The sequence below is a fragment of the Fulverythrobacter ferritrahens genome (assembly GCF_020539485.1).
GTDB lineage: Bacteria > Pseudomonadota > Alphaproteobacteria > Sphingomonadales > Sphingomonadaceae > Andeanibacterium > Andeanibacterium ferritrahens.
On record NZ_JACDXU010000001.1, the window covers coordinates 501,296 to 520,971 of the forward strand.

Annotated in this window: 25 protein-coding genes; 17 read left to right on the forward strand and 8 right to left on the reverse strand. The window is 63.3% G+C overall.

What is annotated here, in order from left to right:
* Positions 1-10: 10 nt before the first annotated feature.
* The 3 genes from H0274_RS02415 to H0274_RS02425 all read right to left on the reverse strand — a co-directional run bounded on the left by H0274_RS02415 (position 11) and on the right by H0274_RS02425 (position 2,565).
* Positions 11-1,108, reverse strand: a complete 1,098-nt coding sequence (locus H0274_RS02415; RefSeq protein ID WP_226792756.1) for a branched-chain amino acid aminotransferase — start codon at positions 1,106-1,108, stop codon at positions 11-13.
* A 615-nt stretch (positions 1,109-1,723) separates the two neighbouring features.
* The gene (locus H0274_RS02420) at positions 1,724-1,930 is read right to left on the reverse strand and encodes a hypothetical protein (RefSeq protein WP_226792757.1); all 207 of its coding nucleotides are present in this window, start codon (positions 1,928-1,930) and stop codon (positions 1,724-1,726) included.
* Between the two features lie 248 nt (positions 1,931-2,178).
* Positions 2,179-2,565 carry a hypothetical protein gene (locus H0274_RS02425; RefSeq protein WP_226792758.1) on the reverse strand — a complete coding sequence of 129 codons (387 nt, stop codon included), beginning with the start codon at positions 2,563-2,565 and terminating at the stop codon, positions 2,179-2,181.
* 252 nt (positions 2,566-2,817) lie between these two features.
* Between H0274_RS02425 and H0274_RS02430 the strand changes: the two genes are divergently transcribed.
* The 4 genes from H0274_RS02430 (at position 2,818) to H0274_RS02445 (ending at position 4,875) form a co-directional block, all read left to right on the forward strand.
* On the forward strand, positions 2,818-3,555 hold the full coding sequence (locus H0274_RS02430; protein WP_226792759.1) for a TlyA family RNA methyltransferase: 738 nt from the start codon (positions 2,818-2,820) through the stop codon (positions 3,553-3,555).
* Between the two features lie 136 nt (positions 3,556-3,691).
* Positions 3,692-4,246 (forward strand): TspO/MBR family protein, encoded by a 555-nt coding sequence (locus H0274_RS02435; protein ID WP_226792760.1) that lies wholly within the window; start codon positions 3,692-3,694, stop codon positions 4,244-4,246.
* A gap of 37 nt (positions 4,247-4,283) precedes the next feature.
* The gene (locus tag H0274_RS02440; protein WP_226792761.1) at positions 4,284-4,532 is read left to right on the forward strand and encodes an accessory factor UbiK family protein; all 249 of its coding nucleotides are present in this window, start codon (positions 4,284-4,286) and stop codon (positions 4,530-4,532) included.
* A 73-nt stretch (positions 4,533-4,605) separates the two neighbouring features.
* On the forward strand, positions 4,606-4,875 hold the full coding sequence (locus H0274_RS02445) for a hypothetical protein (RefSeq protein ID WP_226792762.1): 270 nt from the start codon (positions 4,606-4,608) through the stop codon (positions 4,873-4,875).
* A 12-nt stretch (positions 4,876-4,887) separates the two neighbouring features.
* On the opposite strand, the gene H0274_RS02450 is transcribed toward H0274_RS02445, so the two are convergent.
* Positions 4,888-5,385: a DUF983 domain-containing protein gene (locus H0274_RS02450; RefSeq protein ID WP_413463458.1), complete on the reverse strand. Its 498-nt coding sequence runs from the start codon at positions 5,383-5,385 to the stop codon at positions 4,888-4,890.
* Between the two features lie 83 nt (positions 5,386-5,468).
* Here H0274_RS02450 and recO point away from each other — a divergent pair, with 83 nt between their 5' ends.
* From recO to H0274_RS02470, 4 genes are all read left to right on the forward strand, one after another.
* Entirely contained in the window at positions 5,469-6,071 is a 603-nt protein-coding gene (gene recO / locus H0274_RS02455) for a DNA repair protein RecO (protein WP_226792763.1), read from the forward strand.
* Positions 6,068-7,126, forward strand: a complete 1,059-nt coding sequence (gene leuB / locus H0274_RS02460; RefSeq protein WP_226792764.1) for a 3-isopropylmalate dehydrogenase — start codon at positions 6,068-6,070, stop codon at positions 7,124-7,126. The genes recO and leuB overlap by 4 nt, the downstream gene beginning before the upstream one ends.
* Positions 7,127-7,136: 10 nt before the next feature.
* Positions 7,137-8,261, forward strand: coding sequence for a glycosyltransferase (locus tag H0274_RS02465; protein ID WP_226792765.1), 1,125 nt, complete (start codon positions 7,137-7,139; stop codon positions 8,259-8,261).
* 117 nt (positions 8,262-8,378) lie between these two features.
* A complete protein-coding gene (locus tag H0274_RS02470) occupies positions 8,379-8,561 on the forward strand; it encodes a PLD nuclease N-terminal domain-containing protein (RefSeq protein WP_226792766.1) in 183 nt (60 codons plus the stop codon).
* Between the two features lie 12 nt (positions 8,562-8,573).
* On the opposite strand, the gene H0274_RS02475 is transcribed toward H0274_RS02470, so the two are convergent.
* A complete protein-coding gene (locus H0274_RS02475) occupies positions 8,574-9,167 on the reverse strand; it encodes a helix-turn-helix domain-containing protein (RefSeq protein WP_226792767.1) in 594 nt (197 codons plus the stop codon).
* 115 nt (positions 9,168-9,282) lie between these two features.
* Here H0274_RS02475 and H0274_RS02480 point away from each other — a divergent pair, with 115 nt between their 5' ends.
* Positions 9,283-9,768 carry a hypothetical protein gene (locus tag H0274_RS02480; RefSeq protein WP_226792768.1) on the forward strand — a complete coding sequence of 162 codons (486 nt, stop codon included), beginning with the start codon at positions 9,283-9,285 and terminating at the stop codon, positions 9,766-9,768.
* A 31-nt stretch (positions 9,769-9,799) separates the two neighbouring features.
* Here H0274_RS02480 and H0274_RS02485 read toward each other — a convergent pair whose 3' ends face one another.
* Positions 9,800-11,077, reverse strand: a complete 1,278-nt coding sequence (locus tag H0274_RS02485) for a phospholipid carrier-dependent glycosyltransferase (RefSeq protein WP_319018193.1) — start codon at positions 11,075-11,077, stop codon at positions 9,800-9,802.
* A 112-nt stretch (positions 11,078-11,189) separates the two neighbouring features.
* Here H0274_RS02485 and metZ point away from each other — a divergent pair, with 112 nt between their 5' ends.
* The gene (metZ, locus tag H0274_RS02490) at positions 11,190-12,398 is read left to right on the forward strand and encodes an O-succinylhomoserine sulfhydrylase (RefSeq protein WP_226792769.1); all 1,209 of its coding nucleotides are present in this window, start codon (positions 11,190-11,192) and stop codon (positions 12,396-12,398) included.
* Here the strand turns inward: metZ and H0274_RS02495 are convergent.
* Together H0274_RS02495 and H0274_RS02500 are read right to left on the reverse strand one after the other, a co-directional pair.
* Complete coding sequence (locus H0274_RS02495; RefSeq protein ID WP_226792770.1) at positions 12,395-12,832, reverse strand: DUF6628 family protein; 438 nt, start codon at positions 12,830-12,832, stop codon at positions 12,395-12,397. The two genes, metZ and H0274_RS02495, sit on opposite strands and share 4 nt — an antisense overlap.
* Positions 12,833-12,937: 105 nt before the next feature.
* On the reverse strand, positions 12,938-13,276 hold the full coding sequence (locus H0274_RS02500; protein WP_226792771.1) for an excalibur calcium-binding domain-containing protein: 339 nt from the start codon (positions 13,274-13,276) through the stop codon (positions 12,938-12,940).
* 40 nt (positions 13,277-13,316) lie between these two features.
* Between H0274_RS02500 and apaG the strand changes: the two genes are divergently transcribed.
* The 7 genes from apaG (at position 13,317) to fusA (ending at position 19,633) form a co-directional block, all read left to right on the forward strand.
* Positions 13,317-13,727 carry a Co2+/Mg2+ efflux protein ApaG gene (gene apaG, locus H0274_RS02505; protein ID WP_226792772.1) on the forward strand — a complete coding sequence of 137 codons (411 nt, stop codon included), beginning with the start codon at positions 13,317-13,319 and terminating at the stop codon, positions 13,725-13,727.
* Positions 13,728-13,814: 87 nt separating this feature from the next.
* The gene (locus H0274_RS02510; protein ID WP_226792773.1) at positions 13,815-14,603 is read left to right on the forward strand and encodes a LysR substrate-binding domain-containing protein; all 789 of its coding nucleotides are present in this window, start codon (positions 13,815-13,817) and stop codon (positions 14,601-14,603) included.
* Between the two features lie 123 nt (positions 14,604-14,726).
* On the forward strand, positions 14,727-15,242 hold the full coding sequence (locus H0274_RS02515; RefSeq protein WP_226792774.1) for an FKBP-type peptidyl-prolyl cis-trans isomerase: 516 nt from the start codon (positions 14,727-14,729) through the stop codon (positions 15,240-15,242).
* A gap of 84 nt (positions 15,243-15,326) precedes the next feature.
* Positions 15,327-16,031 carry an EF-hand domain-containing protein gene (locus H0274_RS02520; protein WP_226792775.1) on the forward strand — a complete coding sequence of 235 codons (705 nt, stop codon included), beginning with the start codon at positions 15,327-15,329 and terminating at the stop codon, positions 16,029-16,031.
* A gap of 374 nt (positions 16,032-16,405) precedes the next feature.
* A complete protein-coding gene (gene rpsL, locus H0274_RS02525) occupies positions 16,406-16,777 on the forward strand; it encodes a 30S ribosomal protein S12 (protein ID WP_006831873.1) in 372 nt (123 codons plus the stop codon).
* 172 nt (positions 16,778-16,949) lie between these two features.
* A complete protein-coding gene (rpsG, locus tag H0274_RS02530; RefSeq protein WP_226792776.1) occupies positions 16,950-17,420 on the forward strand; it encodes a 30S ribosomal protein S7 in 471 nt (156 codons plus the stop codon).
* A 119-nt stretch (positions 17,421-17,539) separates the two neighbouring features.
* Positions 17,540-19,633 (forward strand): elongation factor G, encoded by a 2,094-nt coding sequence (gene fusA / locus H0274_RS02535; protein WP_226792777.1) that lies wholly within the window; start codon positions 17,540-17,542, stop codon positions 19,631-19,633.
* The last annotated feature ends 43 nt before the right edge of the window (positions 19,634-19,676 follow it).

Genomic DNA, 19,676 nt, shown 5'->3' on the forward strand with positions numbered 1-19,676 from the left:
ACTGTCCCGTTCAGTCCAGCCGGGTTACCCAGCCATGCGTGTCGGGCACGGTGCCGCGCTGGATGCCCACCAGCTTCTCGCGCAGCTTGCTGGTCATCTGGCCGGGGCCGCCCGAACCGATGGTGAATTCGCCATCATGGCCTGCGACCTTGCCCACCGGGGTGACAACGGCGGCAGTGCCGCAGGCGAAGGTTTCGACGAGCTTGCCGCTTTCCGCATCCTTGCGCCACTGATCGAGCGAATAGCGTTCCTCGCTGACGGTAAGCCCTTCCTCGCGGGCGAGGGCCAGAAGGCTGTCGCGCGTGATGCCGGGCAGGATCGTGCCGGTCAGCGGCGGAGTGACCATGCGCCCGTCATCGAACACGAAGAACAGGTTCATGCCGCCTAGTTCCTCGATATATTTATGCTCGGCAGCATCGAGGAACACGACTTGATCGTGCCCGCGCGCAATGGCTTCGGCCTGGGGGACGAGGCTGGCGGCGTAATTGCCGCCACACTTGGCCGCGCCTGTGCCGCCGGGGGCCGCGCGCGTATAATCGCTCGACACCCAGATCGAGACGGCCGGCGCGCCCGACTTGAAGTAATTGCCCGCCGGGCTGGCGATCACCAGGAACTTGTACTGCTTGGCCGGGCGCACGCCCAGGAAGGGTTCCGAAGCGAACATGAACGGCCGCAGATAGAGCGAGCCGCCTTCCACGCTGGGGAACCAGTCCGCATCGGCGGCGACGAGTTCGCGCACGGCGCCGATGAAGGTTTCTTCCGGGATTTCCGGCATGGCGAGACGCTTGGCGGATTCGTTGAAGCGGCGCGCATTGGCATCGGGGCGGAACAGGGCCGTGCCGCCATCGGACAGGCGATAGGCCTTCAACCCTTCGAAGATTTCCTGCGCGTAATGGAGGACGGCGGCGGCCGGATCGAGCGTGATCGGCTCTCGCGGGCCGACCTTCGCATTGTGCCAGCCCAGTCCGTCGGTCCAGTCAATCGATACCATATGGTCGGAAAACACGGTGCCGAAGCCGGGATTGGCGAGGGCGCTGTTACGTTCCGCCAGCCCGACGGGGGCCGGATGAGGCAGGCGATTGAATTCGACGGCAGGAAAATCGGCCATGGGAAGGTTTAACTCCGGTTGATCGGGGCGGTTAAACCTAAATCCGCAGGCGGTGCAAGTGCGAGTAAAGTTGCCATTGTAACGGGTGTGCGCGCGAAGTTTCGCAAGCATTTGCCCAGATATGTGAAAACCCGCCCCGGCGAACCGGGAGCGGGTTTTCGCATGGTCAGCGGCCGGAAGTGCCGCTCACGGAGCCTTTATCGTTGCTGCTGGATTTAACGATAATGCTCCGCGCGGAAAATAACCGACCTCCCTGCTGAACCATGAGACATCGGATCACCTCCTTTCGCGCTGTTGAGCCAAAGTCGCCGTTTTTCTGCGGCTGGGCCCGCGGTCTCGCGTGCCTTGCCACCAATGTGAGTCATGATGCGGCGCAACACAAGTCTTGCAAATATGTTTTTCCCCGTCAGAATTGAGCGCTTGGGGCATCGGTCGTCGGCATCGTTTCAGGCTGCCCCGAATCCCCCGGATTTCCTGCTTTCTTCTGCTACCGCCAACCACGCAAAACCGCCACGTCTGCCGGTTTGCGGGCGTGGCGGTTTCTGCCACATCGAGGCGGTGGCAGGCGGCGCGCTTCACGACAACGAAACGAGGCGCGCCGCCGGGAAAAGTGAATCAGTTGCCGGGATCTTCGCTCGGTGCGGGGGTGGGATCTTCGCTCGGCGCCGGAGTCGGGGTTTCGGTCGGCTCGGGGGTCGGCGTGGCCGTCTCATCCGGTTCCGGAGCGGGCGCTTCCTGGGCATAGGCAGCGCTCATGGCGAAGGGGGCAACCAGGGCAAGCAGGGCCTTGCCGGCGACCATATTCTTGATTGTCTTGGACATTGGGTAACTCCTGAATGGGGGCAAGGAACGGCCTTGCGACAATAAAATTCAGGGTAATCCGACGGTTAAGCACTAAAAATGCGATATTTAGAGCGTTTGTAGGGGCGGGCCGCCTACGCCCTACGGCCTGCCGTGCAAGGAAAACGGTTCATGGGCCGGGCGCGATTCGAACGAGTGTGCGCTGAAGGTGAGAAGCGTGATTCTCGGCCAGCAGGAACGCCCATATGGCCGAAAACCGGCGCGGCGCCCTAGCGGCAATCCTCAATAATGCGCGTTACTTCAGGCCAGCTCGGGACGTAGAGAGTCGGCTCGCCCGCAGTCTCCACTGCAAAGCGGCCCTTGCTGATCGCCATGGCATCGAGCAGCGAGTCGCTGGCGGAAAGATCTGCCGCAAGCAGTGTCTCGATCGATCCCTGGCGCGGCTGGGCGGTGAGCAGCCTGTCCGTCGTCTCGGTGCGGATGCGCATGGGGCGGGGCTGGGTCTGGGTGCTGACGCGGCCGATCGAAATGGTGCGCGTGGCCGGATCGCAGCGCATGACGAAGCCAAAATTCGTGTCGCTCGCGCCATAGGCGGCAAGGCTGATGGCGCCGACCTTCTTGTAGAACCAGTTACCCGGGCTGCGCGGGGCGTCCATCCAGTTTTCGTGAGCGGGAGCAGGCGCCGGCAGCGGCACGGGGGGCGGCGTTGGCATCGGGCTGCGAGTCGGGCTTGGCACAGGGGCGGGCGCCGGGGCCGGGTGCTGGGCCGCGGGTACACAGGCCGTCAGGGCGATAGCCGGGAGGAGTGCCGGGAGAAGGGCTGCTGGAAGGCGAAGTTTCATCGCTGACATCCTTGGCTCAAAGGTGGCTCTGGCTCAAGCGCGCGCGCGGCGCTATCGGCTGCGCTCATGGCGGGAAAACAACGTATCGACCAATTGCTGGTGGCGCGAGGACTGGCGGAGAGCCGCGCAAGGGCGCAGGCGCTGGTGATGGCGGGCCTTGTCTATCTGGGCGATGCCAAGGTTCCGAAGCCCGGCCAGCAAGTGGCGGAAGACGCCGAAATCAGTGTGCGTGGGCGCGATCATCCGTGGGTCAGTCGGGGCGGGATCAAACTGGCCCATGCGATCGAGCATTTCGGGCTCGACCCTGCGGGCGCGGTAGCGATGGATATTGGCAGCTCGACTGGCGGTTTCACCGATGTCCTGCTGAGCAAGGGGGCACAGCGAGTCTTCGCGGTCGATTCGGGCACTAACCAGCTGGCGTGGAAATTGCGGCAGGACCCGCGTGTGACCGTGCTGGAACAGACCAGCGCCCGCATCCTGACGCCCGAGCAGATTGACGCGCCATGCAACTGGGTGGTGTGCGACGCCAGCTTCATTTCCCTGCACAAGGTGCTGGAAGTGCCGCTGAAGCTGGCCGCGCCACAATGCCGCCTCGTGGCCCTGATCAAGCCGCAATTCGAGGTGGGCAAGGGCGAGGTCGGCAAGGGCGGGGTCGTGCGCGATCCCGTGCTGCACCAGCGGGTTTGCGATGAAGTGCGCGAATGGCTTGTAGGCGAAGGCTGGCGGATAGACGGCATTGTCGAGAGCCCGATCACCGGGCCTGAGGGCAATGTGGAATTCCTCATCTCGGCCGAGCGGGGCTGACCGGCTCGCCGCAAGGATTTGTCCGCGCAGGGATTTTTCCGCACTTCGCCCCGCTTTGACACTGTTCCAACGCATGTGATTGCCCCTTTGCCTGGGGATCGCCAATATCCTGCAGAACGAATCGCTCGGAGTTGGCATGACCGTTCTCGCCTCGCGCGCGCAGCTGAGGGCAAGTTTCTTCCGCTGGGCGCTGTTTTTCGTACCCGTGGTTCTGCTGCTGGGTTTCCTGTCGGGTGCGGCTTCCGGTTCGGGGGCGGAGAACCCGTGGTTTGCCGCTCTGGAAAAACCGGCGCTCTATCCGCCGCCTGTAACCTTTCCCGTGGTGTGGAGCGTCCTTTACGCCCTGATGGGGCTGGCGGCTGCGCTGGTCGCATCGGCCTGGGGCGCAAGGGGCAGGGGGGGGGCGTTGGTGATGTTCCTCATCCAGCTCGCGCTCAACCTCGCATGGTCGCCAGTGTTCTTCGGTCTGCATGAAATGCGCTGGGCGCTCTATCTGCTGGGCGTGATCGACGTGGCGGTGCTGCTCACGCTGGTGCTGTTCTGGCGGGTGCGCTGGCAGGCAGGGGTGCTGCTGCTGCCCTATCTGGCCTGGGTATGCTTCGCCACCGCGCTGAATTATCAGCTGCTGGAACTGAACCCCCATGCCAATGGCACGGATTATTCGGGCGCCGTGCAACGGATCGAACTCTGATCTTGCACAGTGCTTCGCACAGGACCAAATAGGCGCCATGCAAAGCGATAATCCCATGGTCTCCGACTTCGTCAAGCTGATGAACAGCGCCGCCGGCACCTTTGCGGGCATGACCCGCGAGGCGCGCGATGCCGCCCGGGAACGGGTGAAGGGCGCGATGGGCGGCTTCGACTTCGTCTCGCGCGAGGAGTTCGACGCTGTAAAAATAATGGCCGCCAGGGCCCGGGAAGAAAACGAAAAACTGGCGGAGCGAATTGCTGCGCTGGAGGCCAAGCTCAACAAGTGAGCCGCCTCGTGCATACGGCGGACGGGGGAACGCTCCCCCGCCGCTGAGGGTTTTACATGCGAAAGGATGCCGCATGTTTACCCAGCTCAACCCTGCAATTCCGCTCCACGTCCTGGGCAAGGGCGATGGCCATGCCTTCGCCGTGATCGATTACGGACAGGAGCACAATCTCATCTGGGTCACCGCGATCGACGCCACAGGCGAGGTCTGGTGCGCTCCCAATCCGCGCGTCCGCCTCCAGAAGAACTGGACCATGGGGCGGGCGGAAAATCCGCTGGTCGCCGCCGCGAAAAGCAAAACCCCGCCCTGTGACGATTGCGTGGATGCACTGTCGCGGCAGTGACAGGCGGCTAGGTCAGTCGCGCTTGTCGCTACCGGCTGGCGAGGCGTGGTCTTCAGACCCGTGGAGCTTGGCCCACAGTCCTTCCGTACCTGCTTCCTGCGCCTTGTTTACATATTGGGACGCTACCAGCCAGCCCTTGATCGGGCGCAGGGGCAGGATGCAGCCGGCCAGCATCAGCGGCACGGAAAACACCAGATGCACCCAGAAGGGCGGGTGATAGGCCACTTCCAGCCAGACCACCACGAACAGCAGCGGGAAGGCCACGATGCACTGGGAGAAGAAGGCCGGGCCGTCATCCGGGGCGGCGAAGCGATAATCCAGCCCGCAGACCTCGCATTTGTCTGTCAGCTTCAGCCAGGATTTGAACATGTGCCCTTCGCCGCAGCGCGGGCAGATGCCTTTCCAGCCGGACCGCAAAATCCACTTCAGCTTGTCGTCCTTGGTCGAACGGGCGGTGTCGGGGGCGGCGTTTTCAGAGCCGTTATTATTGTCCATGCGCGCGCCATACACGTTAACGCGCCCTATTCCGACAGGACAAACTGTCCAATTGCGAAAGATTTGTATGCGGCTCTCAGCCTGCCTAGAGAAGAGCCATGCAAATTCGTGCCCAGGCGATCCTCTGCGCGGCCCGTCCGCATGGCGAAACGGCGGTGATCGCGCGGTTGCTCACGGCCGAACACGGGCTGGTGGCGGGCTATGTCGCCGGGGGCCGGGGGCGCACGCTGCGCCCGGTGATGATCCCCGGCAATGCTCTGGACATTGAACTGCGCTGGAAGTCCGAAACGCAATTGCCTTTCGCCCGGCTGGAACTGGTGCAGAGCAGGGGACCCTGGCTGTCGGAGCCACTGCCTGCCGCCGCGATCCAGTGGGCCTGCGCGCTGACGGCCTCGGCCTTGCCGGAGCGGCAGGCCTATCCCTCCCTTTATGAGGCGCTCGGCGGATTGCTCGATGCTATATGCCACGCCCCCTCGGCGCGCGGCTGGGCAGGGGCCATGGCCGCCTATGAGGCGCTGGTGCTGCGCGAGCTTGGCTATGGTGGAGGCGGACCGCCCCGCAGCGAGACTCTGGCCGAGGCACTGGCGGCGTTGGATTCACTTTCCGACCCGATCGAACGCTACCTGCTTGCCGACAGGCGCGGCGATGTTATGGCGGCGCGCGCGATTCTGCGGGACAGACTAGGGCGAATTGAAAAATGAAGATTGCAGTTCTCGCCGGTGACGGCATCGGTCCGGAGATCATGGAGCAGGCACTGGCCGTGCTCGATGCACTGGCACTGCCGGGCGTTGAACTGCTGCACGGCGATGTAGGTGGTATCGGTTACAAGAAGCACGGCCACCCGCTTCCGCCCGAGACGCTGGACATGGCCAAGGCTGCTGATGCGGTGCTGTTCGGCGCGGTGGGCGATCCTTCCTGCGACAATCTGGAGCGTCACCTGCGCCCCGAACAGGCGATTCTGGGCCTGCGTCAGGCGCTGACCCTGTTCGCCAATCTGCGCCCGGCAACCCTGTTCCCCGGCCTGGAGGACATGTCGGCCCTGCGCCCCGAAGTGGCGCGGCAGATCGATCTGCTGATCGTGCGCGAGTTGAATGGTGACGTCTATTTTGGCGAGAAGGGAATGCGCACCCTGCATGACGGGCGCCGCCAGGGTTACGATTTCATGTCCTATGCCGAGGATGAGGTGGAGCGGATCGCCCATGTCGGTTTCCGCGCCGCACAGGGCCGGAAAGGCAAACTCTGCAGCGTGGACAAGGCCAATGTGCTGGAAACCAGCCAGCTGTGGCGCGACGTGGTGATCGAAGTCGCCAAGCAATATCCCGATGTGGAACTGAGCCACATGTATGTGGACAATGCCGCGATGCAGCTGGTGCGCAATCCCGGCCAGTTCGACGTGATCGTTACCGGCAATCTGTTCGGCGATATTCTTTCCGATCAGGCCAGCATGTGCGTCGGCTCCATTGGCCTGCTCGCCAGCGCCTCGCTGGGCGAGAAGCAGACCGCCTATGGCACCAAGGGCCTCTATGAGCCGATCCATGGCAGCGCGCCCGATATTGCGGGGCAGGGCAAGGCCAATCCGATGGCCATGATCCTGTCGCTGGCGATGTTGCTGCGTCACTCGCTGGGGCTGGAAGCCGAAGCCGCCCGCGTGGAAGCCGCCGTGGCCAAGGCGCTGGCCGATGGCGTGAAGGGCGCCGATCTGGGCGGCACCGCAAGCACTGCCGAAATCGGCGCGGCAGTGCTGGAACGGCTCTGAGCCTGCCCGCATGACTCTGCGCCTTGCTGTTATTCTGCCGACCTACAATGAGCGCAAGAATTTGCGCCCTCTGGTCGTGCGCCTGGATGCGGCGCTGCAGGGGATCGAATGGGAAGCGGTGATCGTTGACGATCACAGCCCCGATGGCACCGCCGATGAAGCGCGCGCCATCTCGCTGGAAGATCCGCGCATCCGCGTGATCGAGCGTTTCGGCCGACGCGGGCTGGCCAGTGCCGCTATCGAGGGCATGTGCGCCACTGCCGCCCCGGTCGTGGCTGTGATGGATGCCGACCATCAGCACGATCCGGCCCTGTTGCCCGGCATGCTGGAAGCGGTGGAGAGCGGGGATTACGATCTCGCTTACGCTTCCCGCTTCTGCGAAGGAGCCAGCACCGAAGCGTGGAACCGGCCGGACCGGGTGAAAGCCTCCGGTTTCGCCAACAGCCTGGCCCGCCGGGTGACCGGCGTGGAACTGACCGACCCGATGAGCGGGTATTTCATGCTGCGCGCCGAAACCTTGCGCACGGATGCCAATCGCCTTTCGGGCGTGGGCTTCAAGATTCTGCTCGACATCCTCGCCACGGTGGATCGTCCGTTGCGGATCAAGGAATTCCCCCTCTCCTTCGCCGCCCGCGCCGAGGGTGAAAGCAAGCTGGACCGCACCGTAGTGTTCGAATTTCTCGTTGGCCTCTACGACAAATGGCTGGGCCGCATCATTCCCACCCGCTTTGCCCTGTTCGGCACGATCGGTGCGGCGGGCGTGGTGGTGCATATGGCCGTTTTGGCCACTTTCCTGCATTTCGCCGGGGGTGACGGTTTCGTCTTCGGGCGCTGGATCACCGAATTCGACGTGGGGCAGACGGTGGCGTCCATCGTGGCCATGACGTTCAACTTCGTGCTCAACAATTCGCTGACCTATGCCGACAAGCGGCTGGCGGGCGCTGGCCCGCTGCTGCGGGGCTGGCTGCGTTTTGCCCTGACCTGTTCAGTGGGGATGCTGGCCAATATCGGCGTGGCTGCCGTGCTGGTGCGTTCGGGTTTCCATGCCTATCCCGCCGCGATCGTGGGCATTCTGGTCGGGTCGGTGTGGAACTATGCGCTGTCCAGCCGCTTCGTCTGGGGCCGCTTCAAGTAAGCTCTGCGCGGCGGCGAGCCGTTGGGCCCGCCCGATGGGCCGGGGAACGACCGAGCCCGCCAAGCCGTTGATTTCATGTCGCTGCATGACAGCGCCGTAAGCAACGGAGGCCCTTCAATGTCTTATGTTATCGGCATCGCGATCCTGCTTCTCGACATCTGGGCGATCCTCAACGTCCTGCAGAGTTCCGCGTCTACCCCGGCAAAACTCGCCTGGTCGGCGGGTATCGTGTTCTTCCCGCTGCTGGGCCTGATCGTCTGGTATCTGGCCGGGCCGAAGTCCCGCCCCGCTCTCACCTGATGCGCTGTTCCACTATCGGGGCGTAGGCACATCGAAGGCCTGCGCCCCTTCGCGGTCGAGATGGGCAATCAGTACCTTGACCGCCCAGACGGACGCCTCCGCCGCATCTGTTCCATCTAGATCCCATTGGTCGCGCATTTCCCGCCAGGCGAGACCAGTGCAGAGCAATTGCATGGCTGCATGAGCCTTGCGCGCCTGATCTTCGCCCAGATGCTTCGTATGCGGGCCGAAGATGGCATTATAGGCGGCGATCCGTTCCTGCTTCATTTCCAGACGCATCTGCCGCCCTTCGGGACTGGCGGAGGCGACTGTCATCACGGCGGCCTGACGGTCGAATTTCTCGAAAGTCTGGCGCAATTCCCAAGCGAGCAGATCGTGCAGATTGCGCGGCATCCCGCCGGGCGGGGAGAGCAGGCCCCACAGCCGCTTCCGCAGCGCGACCTGATCGGGATAGCGCCGATAGACGGTGCGGCGAGAAACGCCAGATATGGTCGCCACCGCGTCGTGAGTCAGACGTGCACCTTCTGCCGCCAGTTGCAGCAGCGCCTCGTCGATCCGCTCGTCGTTAGTGGCAGGCTTTTCCTGCATGGTTCCGTCTTCGGTCATGGCGGGCCCCTGCCACGTGGCACAAAATGTGTCAAATTATCGTTGACACATTTTGTGCCATAATTCAGATGGCCTGCCATCGAGTCGTCAAACGGGCTCAATGGGGAGAACTGGAATGCTGTTTCATCTTTCGATCGATGCGCGCGATCCGCGCCATGTTGCCTCCGTCATTGCCGAACTGTTCGGTGGTGGCACGATCACGCCTTTCCCGCCGGTGAGCGAGGGCAGCTGGCTGGCCATGGCAGGCGATGATCGCAACACAATGGTGGAAGTCTATCCGCGCGGCACGGTGCTGGAAGAAGTGGCGGGCGATGCCGATGCGGTGGGAAATTTTGACGCTGACGCTGAAAAACTGCGTGGCTTTTCAACCCATTTCGCCATGGGCACACGCCTGTCGCGTGAAGAGGTGATGGACATCGCCGCGCGAGAGAACTGGCCGGCGAAATATCGCAGCCGGGCCGCGATGTTCGGCGTGATCGAAATGTGGATCGAGGGCGACCGGATGATCGAGGTGCTCACCCAGGACATGCAGGCGGAATATCTCGCCAGCATGACTGTGAGCAACTGGACCGGTTTTCTGACCGCTCACGCCCCGGCCTGATTTCCTCCGTCCGGTTCCGGCGTAAGCCGGATCACCGCCAGCTCTTCAGCCACATCCAATATTCATAGGAATAGGGGCCGGAGAGCCTGGCGGAGGAGATGATCGGGTAGAATACCACGAATACCGCCACGGCGAGCGAGAGCCCCGCCAATGCGGTTTTCTTCCAGCCAGCCTTCCACAGATCGTCCAGTGCCACGGCCAGCGCGCCCAGCAGGAAGCAGCTGGGCAGGAAATAGTGGTAATAGAACTGGATCGGCTTGGGCGCGATGATCCACATGCCAAGCGTCACGCCATAAAGCACTGCCATGGAAAGCGCGGCGATGTTCTTGCGAACCACGCCCGCATAGGCGCACCACGCCACGGCAAACAGGCCCGCGATCATGGAGAAGGGATTGCCCAGCATCACCACGCCGCGCTGGGCGCCGTCCACCTTGTCATAAAGATACCAGATCGCCCGCCAGTCGATCACCCAGTGATACCAGCGGCTCATATAGGGATGTGGCTTGATGGTCTGCTGCTGCAGTTCCCACATCTTCTGGTGGTATTCCCAATATCCACCTATGGTCAGCGGGTTCTTGGCGTAGAAGAATACGGGCCAGAACGTGGCGAGATAGACCAGCACAGGCAGCGCGCCCAGCCAGAGGCCTGCTTCGATCAGCGAGATGCCCCGGATCGGCCCGACATTGGTGGCCGTGAGAAAGCGCGGCCCGGCTTCCTTCAGGCGGATGGCCAGGAATGCGAGGCCCGGTACCATCAGCACCGGCGCGGCGTTCCACTTGCTGCCCAGCGCCAGCCCCATGAAGATGCCTGCCAGAATCAGCCGCCAGCGCGCCTGCCCGGGCACGCGTACGGCACCTGCCACCATCCATAGGGCCAGGATGGCGAAGGCCACCATGAAGATGTCCAGCATGGCGATGCGGGACTGGATGAACAGGATGAAACCCGTGGCGAGCAGGATGCCGCTGGCGATCGTCGTGAAGCGCGAGGCGGAGGCGAACCACATGCCGCGCATGAAGGCGAACAGGGTGGCGACCCCTGCGATGGCGGGCATGACGCGCCACGACCACGGATGATCCCCGAACAGGGCGATGCTCAGAGCGATCAGTTCCTTGCCCAGCAGCGGATGTTCGCGATTGGTGATGTGATCGAATGTGGCGAGAATGCGCGCGGCGGGCACATAATGCACCTCGTCGAAATAGATACGCGAAGGCGTGCCCAGTCGCCAGAAGACGAGGGTTGCGAAAGCGAGAGTGATAATCGCGCACCAGCCAAGTGGATCGCGAACATTTGCCTGAGGCCGGGTCATCATCGCCGCGCTGGATAGCAGAGCCGTTGGCGGGAGCAATCGGCTATTCGCGGCTTTGCACCGGCGAACCAAAGCTTGCTTGCCCCGCCGCCCCGGCAGTCCTAAACGCGCCGCCATGAAGAATACTACCGGAACCGACCGCTCGATCACTTCCAAATGGCGCCCGGCCACTCGCGCGGTGCGCGCCGGCACCTGGCGCAGCGAGCAGGGCGAGACGAGCGAGGCACTGTTCCTCACTTCGGGTTATACCTATGACACAGCCGAGACTGTTGCCGCGCGCTTCGCGGGCGAGCAGGAAGGCATGGTCTATTCCCGCATGCAGAATCCCACCACCGCGATGCTGGAAGAACGCATCGCCATGTTGGAAGGGGCAGAGGCATGCCGCGTGCAGGCCACCGGCATGGCCGCGATGACGGCTGCGTTGTTGTGCCAGCTCTCCGCGGGCGATCACATCGTGGCAGGCCGGGCGGCCTTCGGTTCGTGCCGCTGGATCGTGGACAATCTGCTGCCGCGCTTCGGCATCGAGAAGACCATCGTGGATGCGCGCGACAACGATGCCTGGGAAAAGGCCGTGCGCCCCAATACCAAGGTGTTCTTCTTCGAAACGCCCGCCAACCCCACCATGGATGTGGTGGATATGCGCGCCGTCTGCGCCATCGCCCGCGCGCATGGCATTGTCACCGTGGTGGACAATGCCTTTGCCACTCCGGCGCTGCAGCGACCGATGGAATATGGGGCCGATGTGGTTGCCTATTCCGCCACGAAGCTGATGGACGGGCAGGGTCGCGTGCTGGCAGGGGCTCTTTGCGCCAGCGAGGAATGGATTCAGGACAAGCTGATGCCGTTCCAGCGCAATACCGGCCCTATTCTGGCGCCGTTCAACGCGTGGGTAGTGCTCAAGGGCCTCGAAACGCTTGAACTGCGCGCCGCGCGGCAGAGCGAGAATGCGCTGAAGGTGGCGCGATATGTGGAAAGCCGCGTCAGCCGCGTGCTGCATCCGGGCCTGCCCAGCCATCCGCAGCATGATCTGTGCATGAGCCAGATGAGCGCGGCGGGGCCGATCTTCTCCTTCTTCGTCGATGGCGGGCGCGGACAGGCCATGGCTGTGCTCAACGGGCTGGAACTGGTCGATATTTCCAACAATATCGGCGATTCGAAGAGCCTGATGTGCCACCCGGCTACCACGACCCATCACAATATGGGCCCTGAAGGCCGCGCCGAAGCGGGCGTGGGCGAGGGGATGCTGCGCCTTAATGTCGGGCTGGAAGATGCTGACGATGTGATCGAGGACCTGGCCCAGGCTTTCGACCGGGCCGGGGTCTAAGACCCGCTCTGGAGAGCGCGTGCAGGCTCCAGTTCCCCGATGGCCCGGCTGAATACGGTCGCGGCTGAAAGGGGCTCGAAAATGCAGGGATTGCCCGAAAGGCGCACCAGTGCATCCTCGGCCAGTCCGGGGTGATCGCAGGCCAGCATCAGGGCATCGATCAGCAGCCCTTCATCGCGCGTCATCCGGAGCGAGCAGCACGGGGCGATGCGGATCGGGCGGTGGGATGCCTGCGCGAATTCCAGCATGAAGGCGCGCAGCAGCACCAGCGGGCGGCGGAAACGCGCGCCGAACAGGTCGAGCATCAACCAGGCAGCATGGGCATCGCGTATTCCATGCGCGGCCATGCGTCGCATTGCCACAAGCACCATCTGCCCGGTCCGTTCATTGGGAAGTGGCAGGGGAAGCAGGTCGGCTGAAGGGCCTTGGTTCATTGCGGGAACTCCCATCGGTTCACTTCTATTCTGCGATTCGTTTAACGCTAATGAGAATCGTTCGCAACAATAAAGCGAGGCGATTTGGCGGGAGAGGCGCTCGCGCTATTCGCAGGCGATCCCGTCATCGTTGCGGTCCAGCCCCGCACGATAGCCCGGATCGCCGCGCCCCAAGGGTGCGGCGCCGGCGGCACGCGCCTGGGCACAATTCGCGCAATAGGTGCCTGCCGATCTGCCGGACTTTCCTGCCGAGGCAGGCCTTGGCGGCGGCGGGCTTGCCGCGCGATGGCAGTGGTATTCGCCGGTCTTGCGATTGGCGTGGCAGCCACTGGCATCAAGTCCGCCGGGATGAGCCTGCGCAGGTGATCCGGGCCCCATGAACAGCGCCAGGGCGACGAATGCCGTGGGGAGTGCGATCAGCCGTCCTAGGCGGTTCCATACCACCCCTTGGACCTGTCACCAAATTTGGCTACCGTCCCGACTCATGAAGGAACTGTTCCAGCACGCCGCGATTACGCAGGGCATCACCATCAGGGTGGCAGTGAACTTCATGCCCGATCAGTCCCGCGTGGATGTGGGCAAATGGTTCTGGGTCTATCACATCCGGATCGAGAACGGCTCGGACGAGACTGTGCAGCTGCTCAGCCGCCATTGGCGCATCACCGATGGACGCGGGCTGGTGAACATCGTGGATGGGGACGGCGTGGTTGGCGAAACGCCCGTGCTGGCCCCGGGCAAGAGCCATGATTACGTCTCCGGCTGCCCGCTCACTACGCCGCATGGCAGTATGGAGGGCTATTACACCTTCCGCCGCCTGGATGGGGAACGGGAAGGGGAACTGTTCGAAGTGGCCATTCCGTTCTTCCCGCTCGCCGCGCCGGCGACCGCAAATTGATCGCCTGAGCAAGCTGACACAGCTTTTCGTGGATGAAGCCATGCTTGGTTGCCCAGCGGGCGATGCGCGCCTAAATCCCCTGTCACCATGAAGCGCACGCATCTGCCCCTTAACGCCTTGCGCGTGTTCGATGCCGCGGCCCGGCACCTGTCCTTTACCCGCGCGGCGGACGAGCTGGCGGTGACGCCGGCCGCCGTTGGCCAGCAAATCCGCGCTTTGGAGGATGTATTGGGCGTCGTTTTGTTCCGCCGCACCTCCAAGGGGCTGGAACTGACGGACGAGGCCGTGGCCGGGCTCGACACTCTGCGCGAGGGTTTCCTGCGCTTTGAGGAGAGCGTGCAGGCGATGCAGGCCGGCCAGTCCAGCTATTCCTACGCCATTGCCGCCCCGCATGAATTCTGGGCCACCTGGCTTGCTCCTCGCCTTGCCGCCTTCCGCAAGGAGAACCCCGAGATCCGCTATCAGTTGATCGCGGGTGAGGAAGTAGACTTTACCGAGGCCAATCTCGATGTCGCGATCCGCCTGGCCGAGGGGCCTGGCGATCTGGAGGGCCTCCAACTCGCCCCGCCCATGCGGGTGGTGGTCGCGGCCGATGGCGCCCCGGATGACTGGATCGCCTGGCCCGGGGCGCCCCTGCCCGATGGGGCGGAAGCGGTGCTGCAGGTCGGCAATGCGGCGCAGGCTCTGGCCAGTGCGCGGGCAGGGCTGGGCAAGGCCATGCTGCCGCTCCTGCTGGTGGAAGAGGCGCTGGCCGATGGCCGCCTGAAGGCACTGCAGGGGCCGGAACCGGGCCACCGCGCCTATTGGCTCGTTGCCCCCCGCCCGCAATGGCGCCAGAAGAAAGTGCGCCAGCTCGTAGATTTCCTAACGTCTTGATCGGCCCTGCTGCTTCGCTGCTTGAGGGCGCTGTCATTCCGCCCTACCGCTTCGCTGCTTGAGGGCGCTGTCATTCCGCCCTACTGCTTCGCTGCCTGAGGGCTATTTTGAGTAACATATCCAATGAAACGCTTCCTTCGCTACGCTCCCTTTGCGCTGCTCGCCGCCACGGCCATTCCCGCGCTGGTTCTCAACGTCGCCCGTGCGGAGGATGAGCCGCAGGGCACCGGGTTGAAGCAGGACGCCGCCTGGCTCAACCAGCAGCAGGCCGCGCTTGCCGCGCTCAAGGCGGAGGATGGGTGGAGCTGGATGGAAGGCGGCCTGATGTGGCGCCGGGTCAAGGGCGATGGCTCGGGCGAGCATCCCACCGTGCGGGACGTTGTGCGCCTCCATTATCGCGGCACGCTGACCGACGGAACGGAGTTCGACAGCTCCTATGCCTCGGGCCGCCCGGCAACCTTCCCCCTGCGCGGGTTGATTCCCGCCTGGCAGATGGCCGTGCCGCAGATGGGCGTGGGCGACACTATCGAGATCGCCGTGCCCGCCGATCTCGGCTATGGTCCGCGCGGCGGCGGCCCGATCCCCGGCGGAGCGACGCTGTTCTTCACCATCGAACTGCTCGGCATCGTTGGTAGATAAGGGGCCGGAAGATAAGGGGCGGTTCATCCGGCATTCACTCGCCGGGGCAGAGGCCGGATGGATAAAGCGGGAGGAATGGGGACTATGCGCAGCAAATTCGCAGGCTTGGGGGTCATGCTGACGCTGCTCGCCGCTCCCGCCCTCCACGCGCAGGACATCAGTTACGGCAGCGGCAGCGATACCTCGCTGATCGATCGCAGCCGCATCAAGCCGCGCCTGCCGGGCCCGATTGCGCGTGAGAAATACGATGCCGCAGTGGCAAAGATGTTCCGCGCCGCCGATACCAATGGCGATGGAACTGTTACTCTGGCCGAACTCAACGCCGCGATAGAGGCGCGCCGCGCCGCTGCCATCGCCGACCGCTTCGTCGCGATCGACACTAATCGCGATCGCCAGATCAGCGTGGATGAATTCACTGCCTGGCAGCGCGAACTTGGCTCCGCCGTGCTGAATGACGATGCCCGCGCCGCCGCCGCGCAAGGCGTGGTGGTGGCCGAGGAACTGCCGGTGGAACTGGGCAAGGGGCGCGACGAGGAAATCTTCGAGCTTCTGCTCAAGCCCTTCAGTCCCACCATGCTGCTGGAAGCCAATACCAATTACGACGGCGGCGTCTCGCTGGACGAGCTGGTGGCCTATCAAGGCGCGCGCTTCACCAAGGCAGACCGCAATGGCGACAATTGGCTGACGCAGGACGAGATCTGGGACGTGCGGACCGAGGAAGTCGGTGAGCGCGGCCCCGCTGGCCCCGGCAGGCCGGGCGGTCCACCGCCCCCGCCGCCGGGCAACTGAGGCCAGTTGGCTGCGGTTTCCGGAAATCAGCTGGCCTTTCCAAACAACGAGAATACGGCGATGCCATTCCCATCGCTTGACCAATGCCAGCCTTTCCCTTAATGGCCCGCGCAAGTTCGGGCAGGGATTCCCTGTGCCGGGCATTACGAGCTGAACATTGGCGGTGCGTCCCTATCGCGGGGCAGCCGGCAAAGTAACCCGGCCTTGTGGCCTGGTGGAGCGTTTCGGCCTGTTCCTGCGAAAGCAGGGATCTCGTGCTTCGGGCGATGCAAATCGCCTCGTAACGGCGAGGCAGGTTCTTCACTCTTCACCCGGTCGTATAGTCGACAAGCCCTGACTCCCCTTGGGGTCAGAAACTAAGGTGAAGAGATTTAATGCCTACAATCAACCAGCTGGTCCGCAAGGGCCGCGTGCCGCAGAAGGCCAAGAGCAAGGTGCCTGCGATGGAGCAGAACCCGCAGAAGCGCGGCGTTTGCACTCGCGTCTACACCACGACCCCGAAGAAGCCGAACTCGGCTCTCCGCAAGGTCGCCAAGGTTCGTCTGACCAACCAGCGCGAAGTCATTTCCTACATCCCCGGCGAAGGCCACAACCTGCAGGAACACTCGGTTGTGCTGATCCGCGGCGGCCGTGTGCGCGACCTTCCCGGCGTGCGCTATCACGTGCTGCGCGGCGTGCTCGATACGCAGGGCGTGAAGGACCGCAAGCAGTCCCGTTCGAAGTACGGCGCGAAGCGTCCCAAGTGACGTTCACGGGGTGAACGTCATCCTCGAAAGATCGTCATCAGCGATCTTATCGGGGATCTCGCTCCCCAAGGAAGAACGTTTGTTGAGTTTTTGAAGGTCCGCCAAGCCTCATTGAGATCCCAGCTTCTGTTGGGATGATGGTTTGGAAAAGGGCCTGACAGGAGAATATCCGATGTCACGTCGTCGTCGTCCCGAGAAGCGGGAAATCCTGCCCGATCCCAAGTTTGGGGATGTGGTGCTTTCGAAGTTCATGAACAACCTGATGTATGACGGCAAGAAGTCTGCCGCCGAAAAGATCGTCTATGGTGCGCTCGAAACCGTCGAAGCGCGCGCCAAGGGCGATCCGGTCCAGGTGTTCCATGATGCGCTGAACAATGTGAAGCCGGCCATCGAAGTGCGCTCGCGCCGCGTTGGTGGTGCGACCTATCAGGTTCCCGTGGAAGTGCGCCCCGAGCGTGCTCAGGCCCTGGCGATCCGCTGGCTGATCAACGCTGCCCGCGGCCGTGCGGAAACCACCATGGCCGCCCGCCTTTCGGGTGAGCTGATGGATGCGGCGAACAATCGCGGCAACGCGGTCAAGAAGCGGGAAGATACTCACCGCATGGCCGACGCCAACCGCGCGTTCAGCCACTACCGCTGGTAAGCGGCGGGCCGGGGGAGGGCGCGCATCGGGCGTGTCTTTTGCCGGTCACAATCGTTACTATATGGGGCGAGGGCCGGCGCTGGCCGGCCTGACCTCCGAAAGGCCTTAAGGAAACCACCATGGCACGCAGCCATCCGATCGAACGCTACCGCAATTTCGGTATCATGGCGCATATCGACGCCGGCAAGACCACGACTACCGAGCGGATTCTCTATTACACCGGCAAGTCCTACAAGATCGGCGAAGTGCACGATGGCGCCGCCACCATGGACTGGATGGAGCAGGAACAGGAACGCGGCATCACCATCACGTCGGCCGCGACGACCTGCTTCTGGAAGGCCGAAGAGGGCAATGGCCCCGAACACCGCCTGAACATCATCGACACCCCCGGTCACGTGGACTTCACCATCGAAGTCGAACGCTCGCTGCGCGTGCTCGACGGCGCGGTCGCTGCGTTTGACGGCGTGGCCGGCGTGGAGCCGCAGTCGGAAACCGTGTGGCGTCAGGCTGAAAAGTACGGCGTTCCCCGCATGTGCTACATCAACAAGCTCGATCGCACCGGAGCGGATTTCTATTACTGCGTGCAGACCATCATCGACCGCCTCGGCGCGGTTCCGCTGGTGCTCTATCTGCCGATCGGCGCCGAATCGGGCTTCAAGGGCCTGGTGGACCTGGTGAACAATCGCGCGATCATCTGGAAGGATGAGAGCCTGGGCGCCGAATTCTTCTATGAAGAAATTCCGGCCGACATGGCTGACAAGGCTGCCGAATATCGCGAAAAGCTGGTCGAACTCGCCGTGGAGCAGGACGACGCGGCGACCGAAGCCTATCTCGAAGGCGTGGAGCCCGACGTGGCCCAGCTCAAGGCGCTGATCCGCAAGGGCACGCTGGAGCATGCTTTCGTTCCGGTGCTGTGCGGTTCCTCGTTCAAGAACAAGGGCGTGCAGGCCCTGCTCGACGCCGTTGTCGACTACCTGCCGAGCCCGATCGACGTTCCCGCCATCAAGGGCGTGAAGCCCGGCACGGACGAGGAAGACAGCCGTCCTTCGAGCGACGACGCACCGTTCAGCGCGCTGGCGTTCAAGATCATGAACGATCCCTTCGTGGGCTCGCTCACCTTCGCACGCATCTATTCCGGCAAGCTGAGCAAGGGTTCTTACCTCAACTCCGTGAAGGAGAAGGACGAGAAGATCGGCCGTATGCTGCTGATGCACTCGAACAACCGTGAAGACATCGATGAAGCCTTCGCGGGCGACATCGTGGCGCTGGCCGGTCTGAAGGAAACCACCACGGGCGATACGCTGTGCGCCAAGAGCGCGCCGATCATTCTCGAACGCATGGAATTCCCCGAGCCGGTTATCGAACTGTCGGTGGAACCGAAGACCAAGGCCGACCAGGAAAAGATGGGCATCGCGCTCAATCGTCTGGCTGCCGAGGATCCCTCGTTCCGCGTTTCGACCGATCACGAATCGGGCCAGACCATCATCAAGGGGATGGGCGAACTCCACCTCGAAATCCTGGTCGACCGCATGCGTCGCGAATTCAAGGTGGAAGCCAATGTCGGTGCGCCGCAGGTGGCCTACCGCGAATCGCTGTCGAAGCCGGTGGATGTCGACTTCACCCACAAGAAGCAGTCGGGCGGTACCGGCCAGTTCGGTCGCGTGAAGGTCAAGGTCGCTCCGGGCGAACGCGGTGCGGGCATCACCTTCATCGACGAGATCAAGGGCGGCAACATTCCGCGCGAATATATTCCGTCGATCGAAAAGGGTATGCGCGAACAGGCAGCCAGCGGCTATCTGATCGGCTTCCCGATCATCGACTTCGAAATTCGCCTGTATGACGGTGCGTATCACGACGTCGACTCCTCGACGATCGCGTTCGAAATCGCCGGCCGCGGTGCGATGCGTGAAGTTGCCGAACGGGCAGGCATCAAGCTGCTCGAACCGGTGATGAAGGTGGAAGTGGTGACGCCGGAAGAATTCATGGGCGACGTAATCGGCGACCTGAACTCCCGTCGTGGCCAGATCCAGGGCACCGACAGCCGCGGTAATGCCCAGGTGGTCGAGGCCTTTGTGCCGCTGGCCAACATGTTCGGCTACGTCAATGAACTGCGTTCGTTCACACAGGGCCGCGCCCAGTACACGATGCAGTTCTCGCATTACGACGAAGTGCCCGCCAATGTGGCGGCCGAAGTCAAGGAGAAGCTTGCCTAACGGCGAGCGACCGTCTAGGGGCGGCGCCTGATTCAGCGGGCGC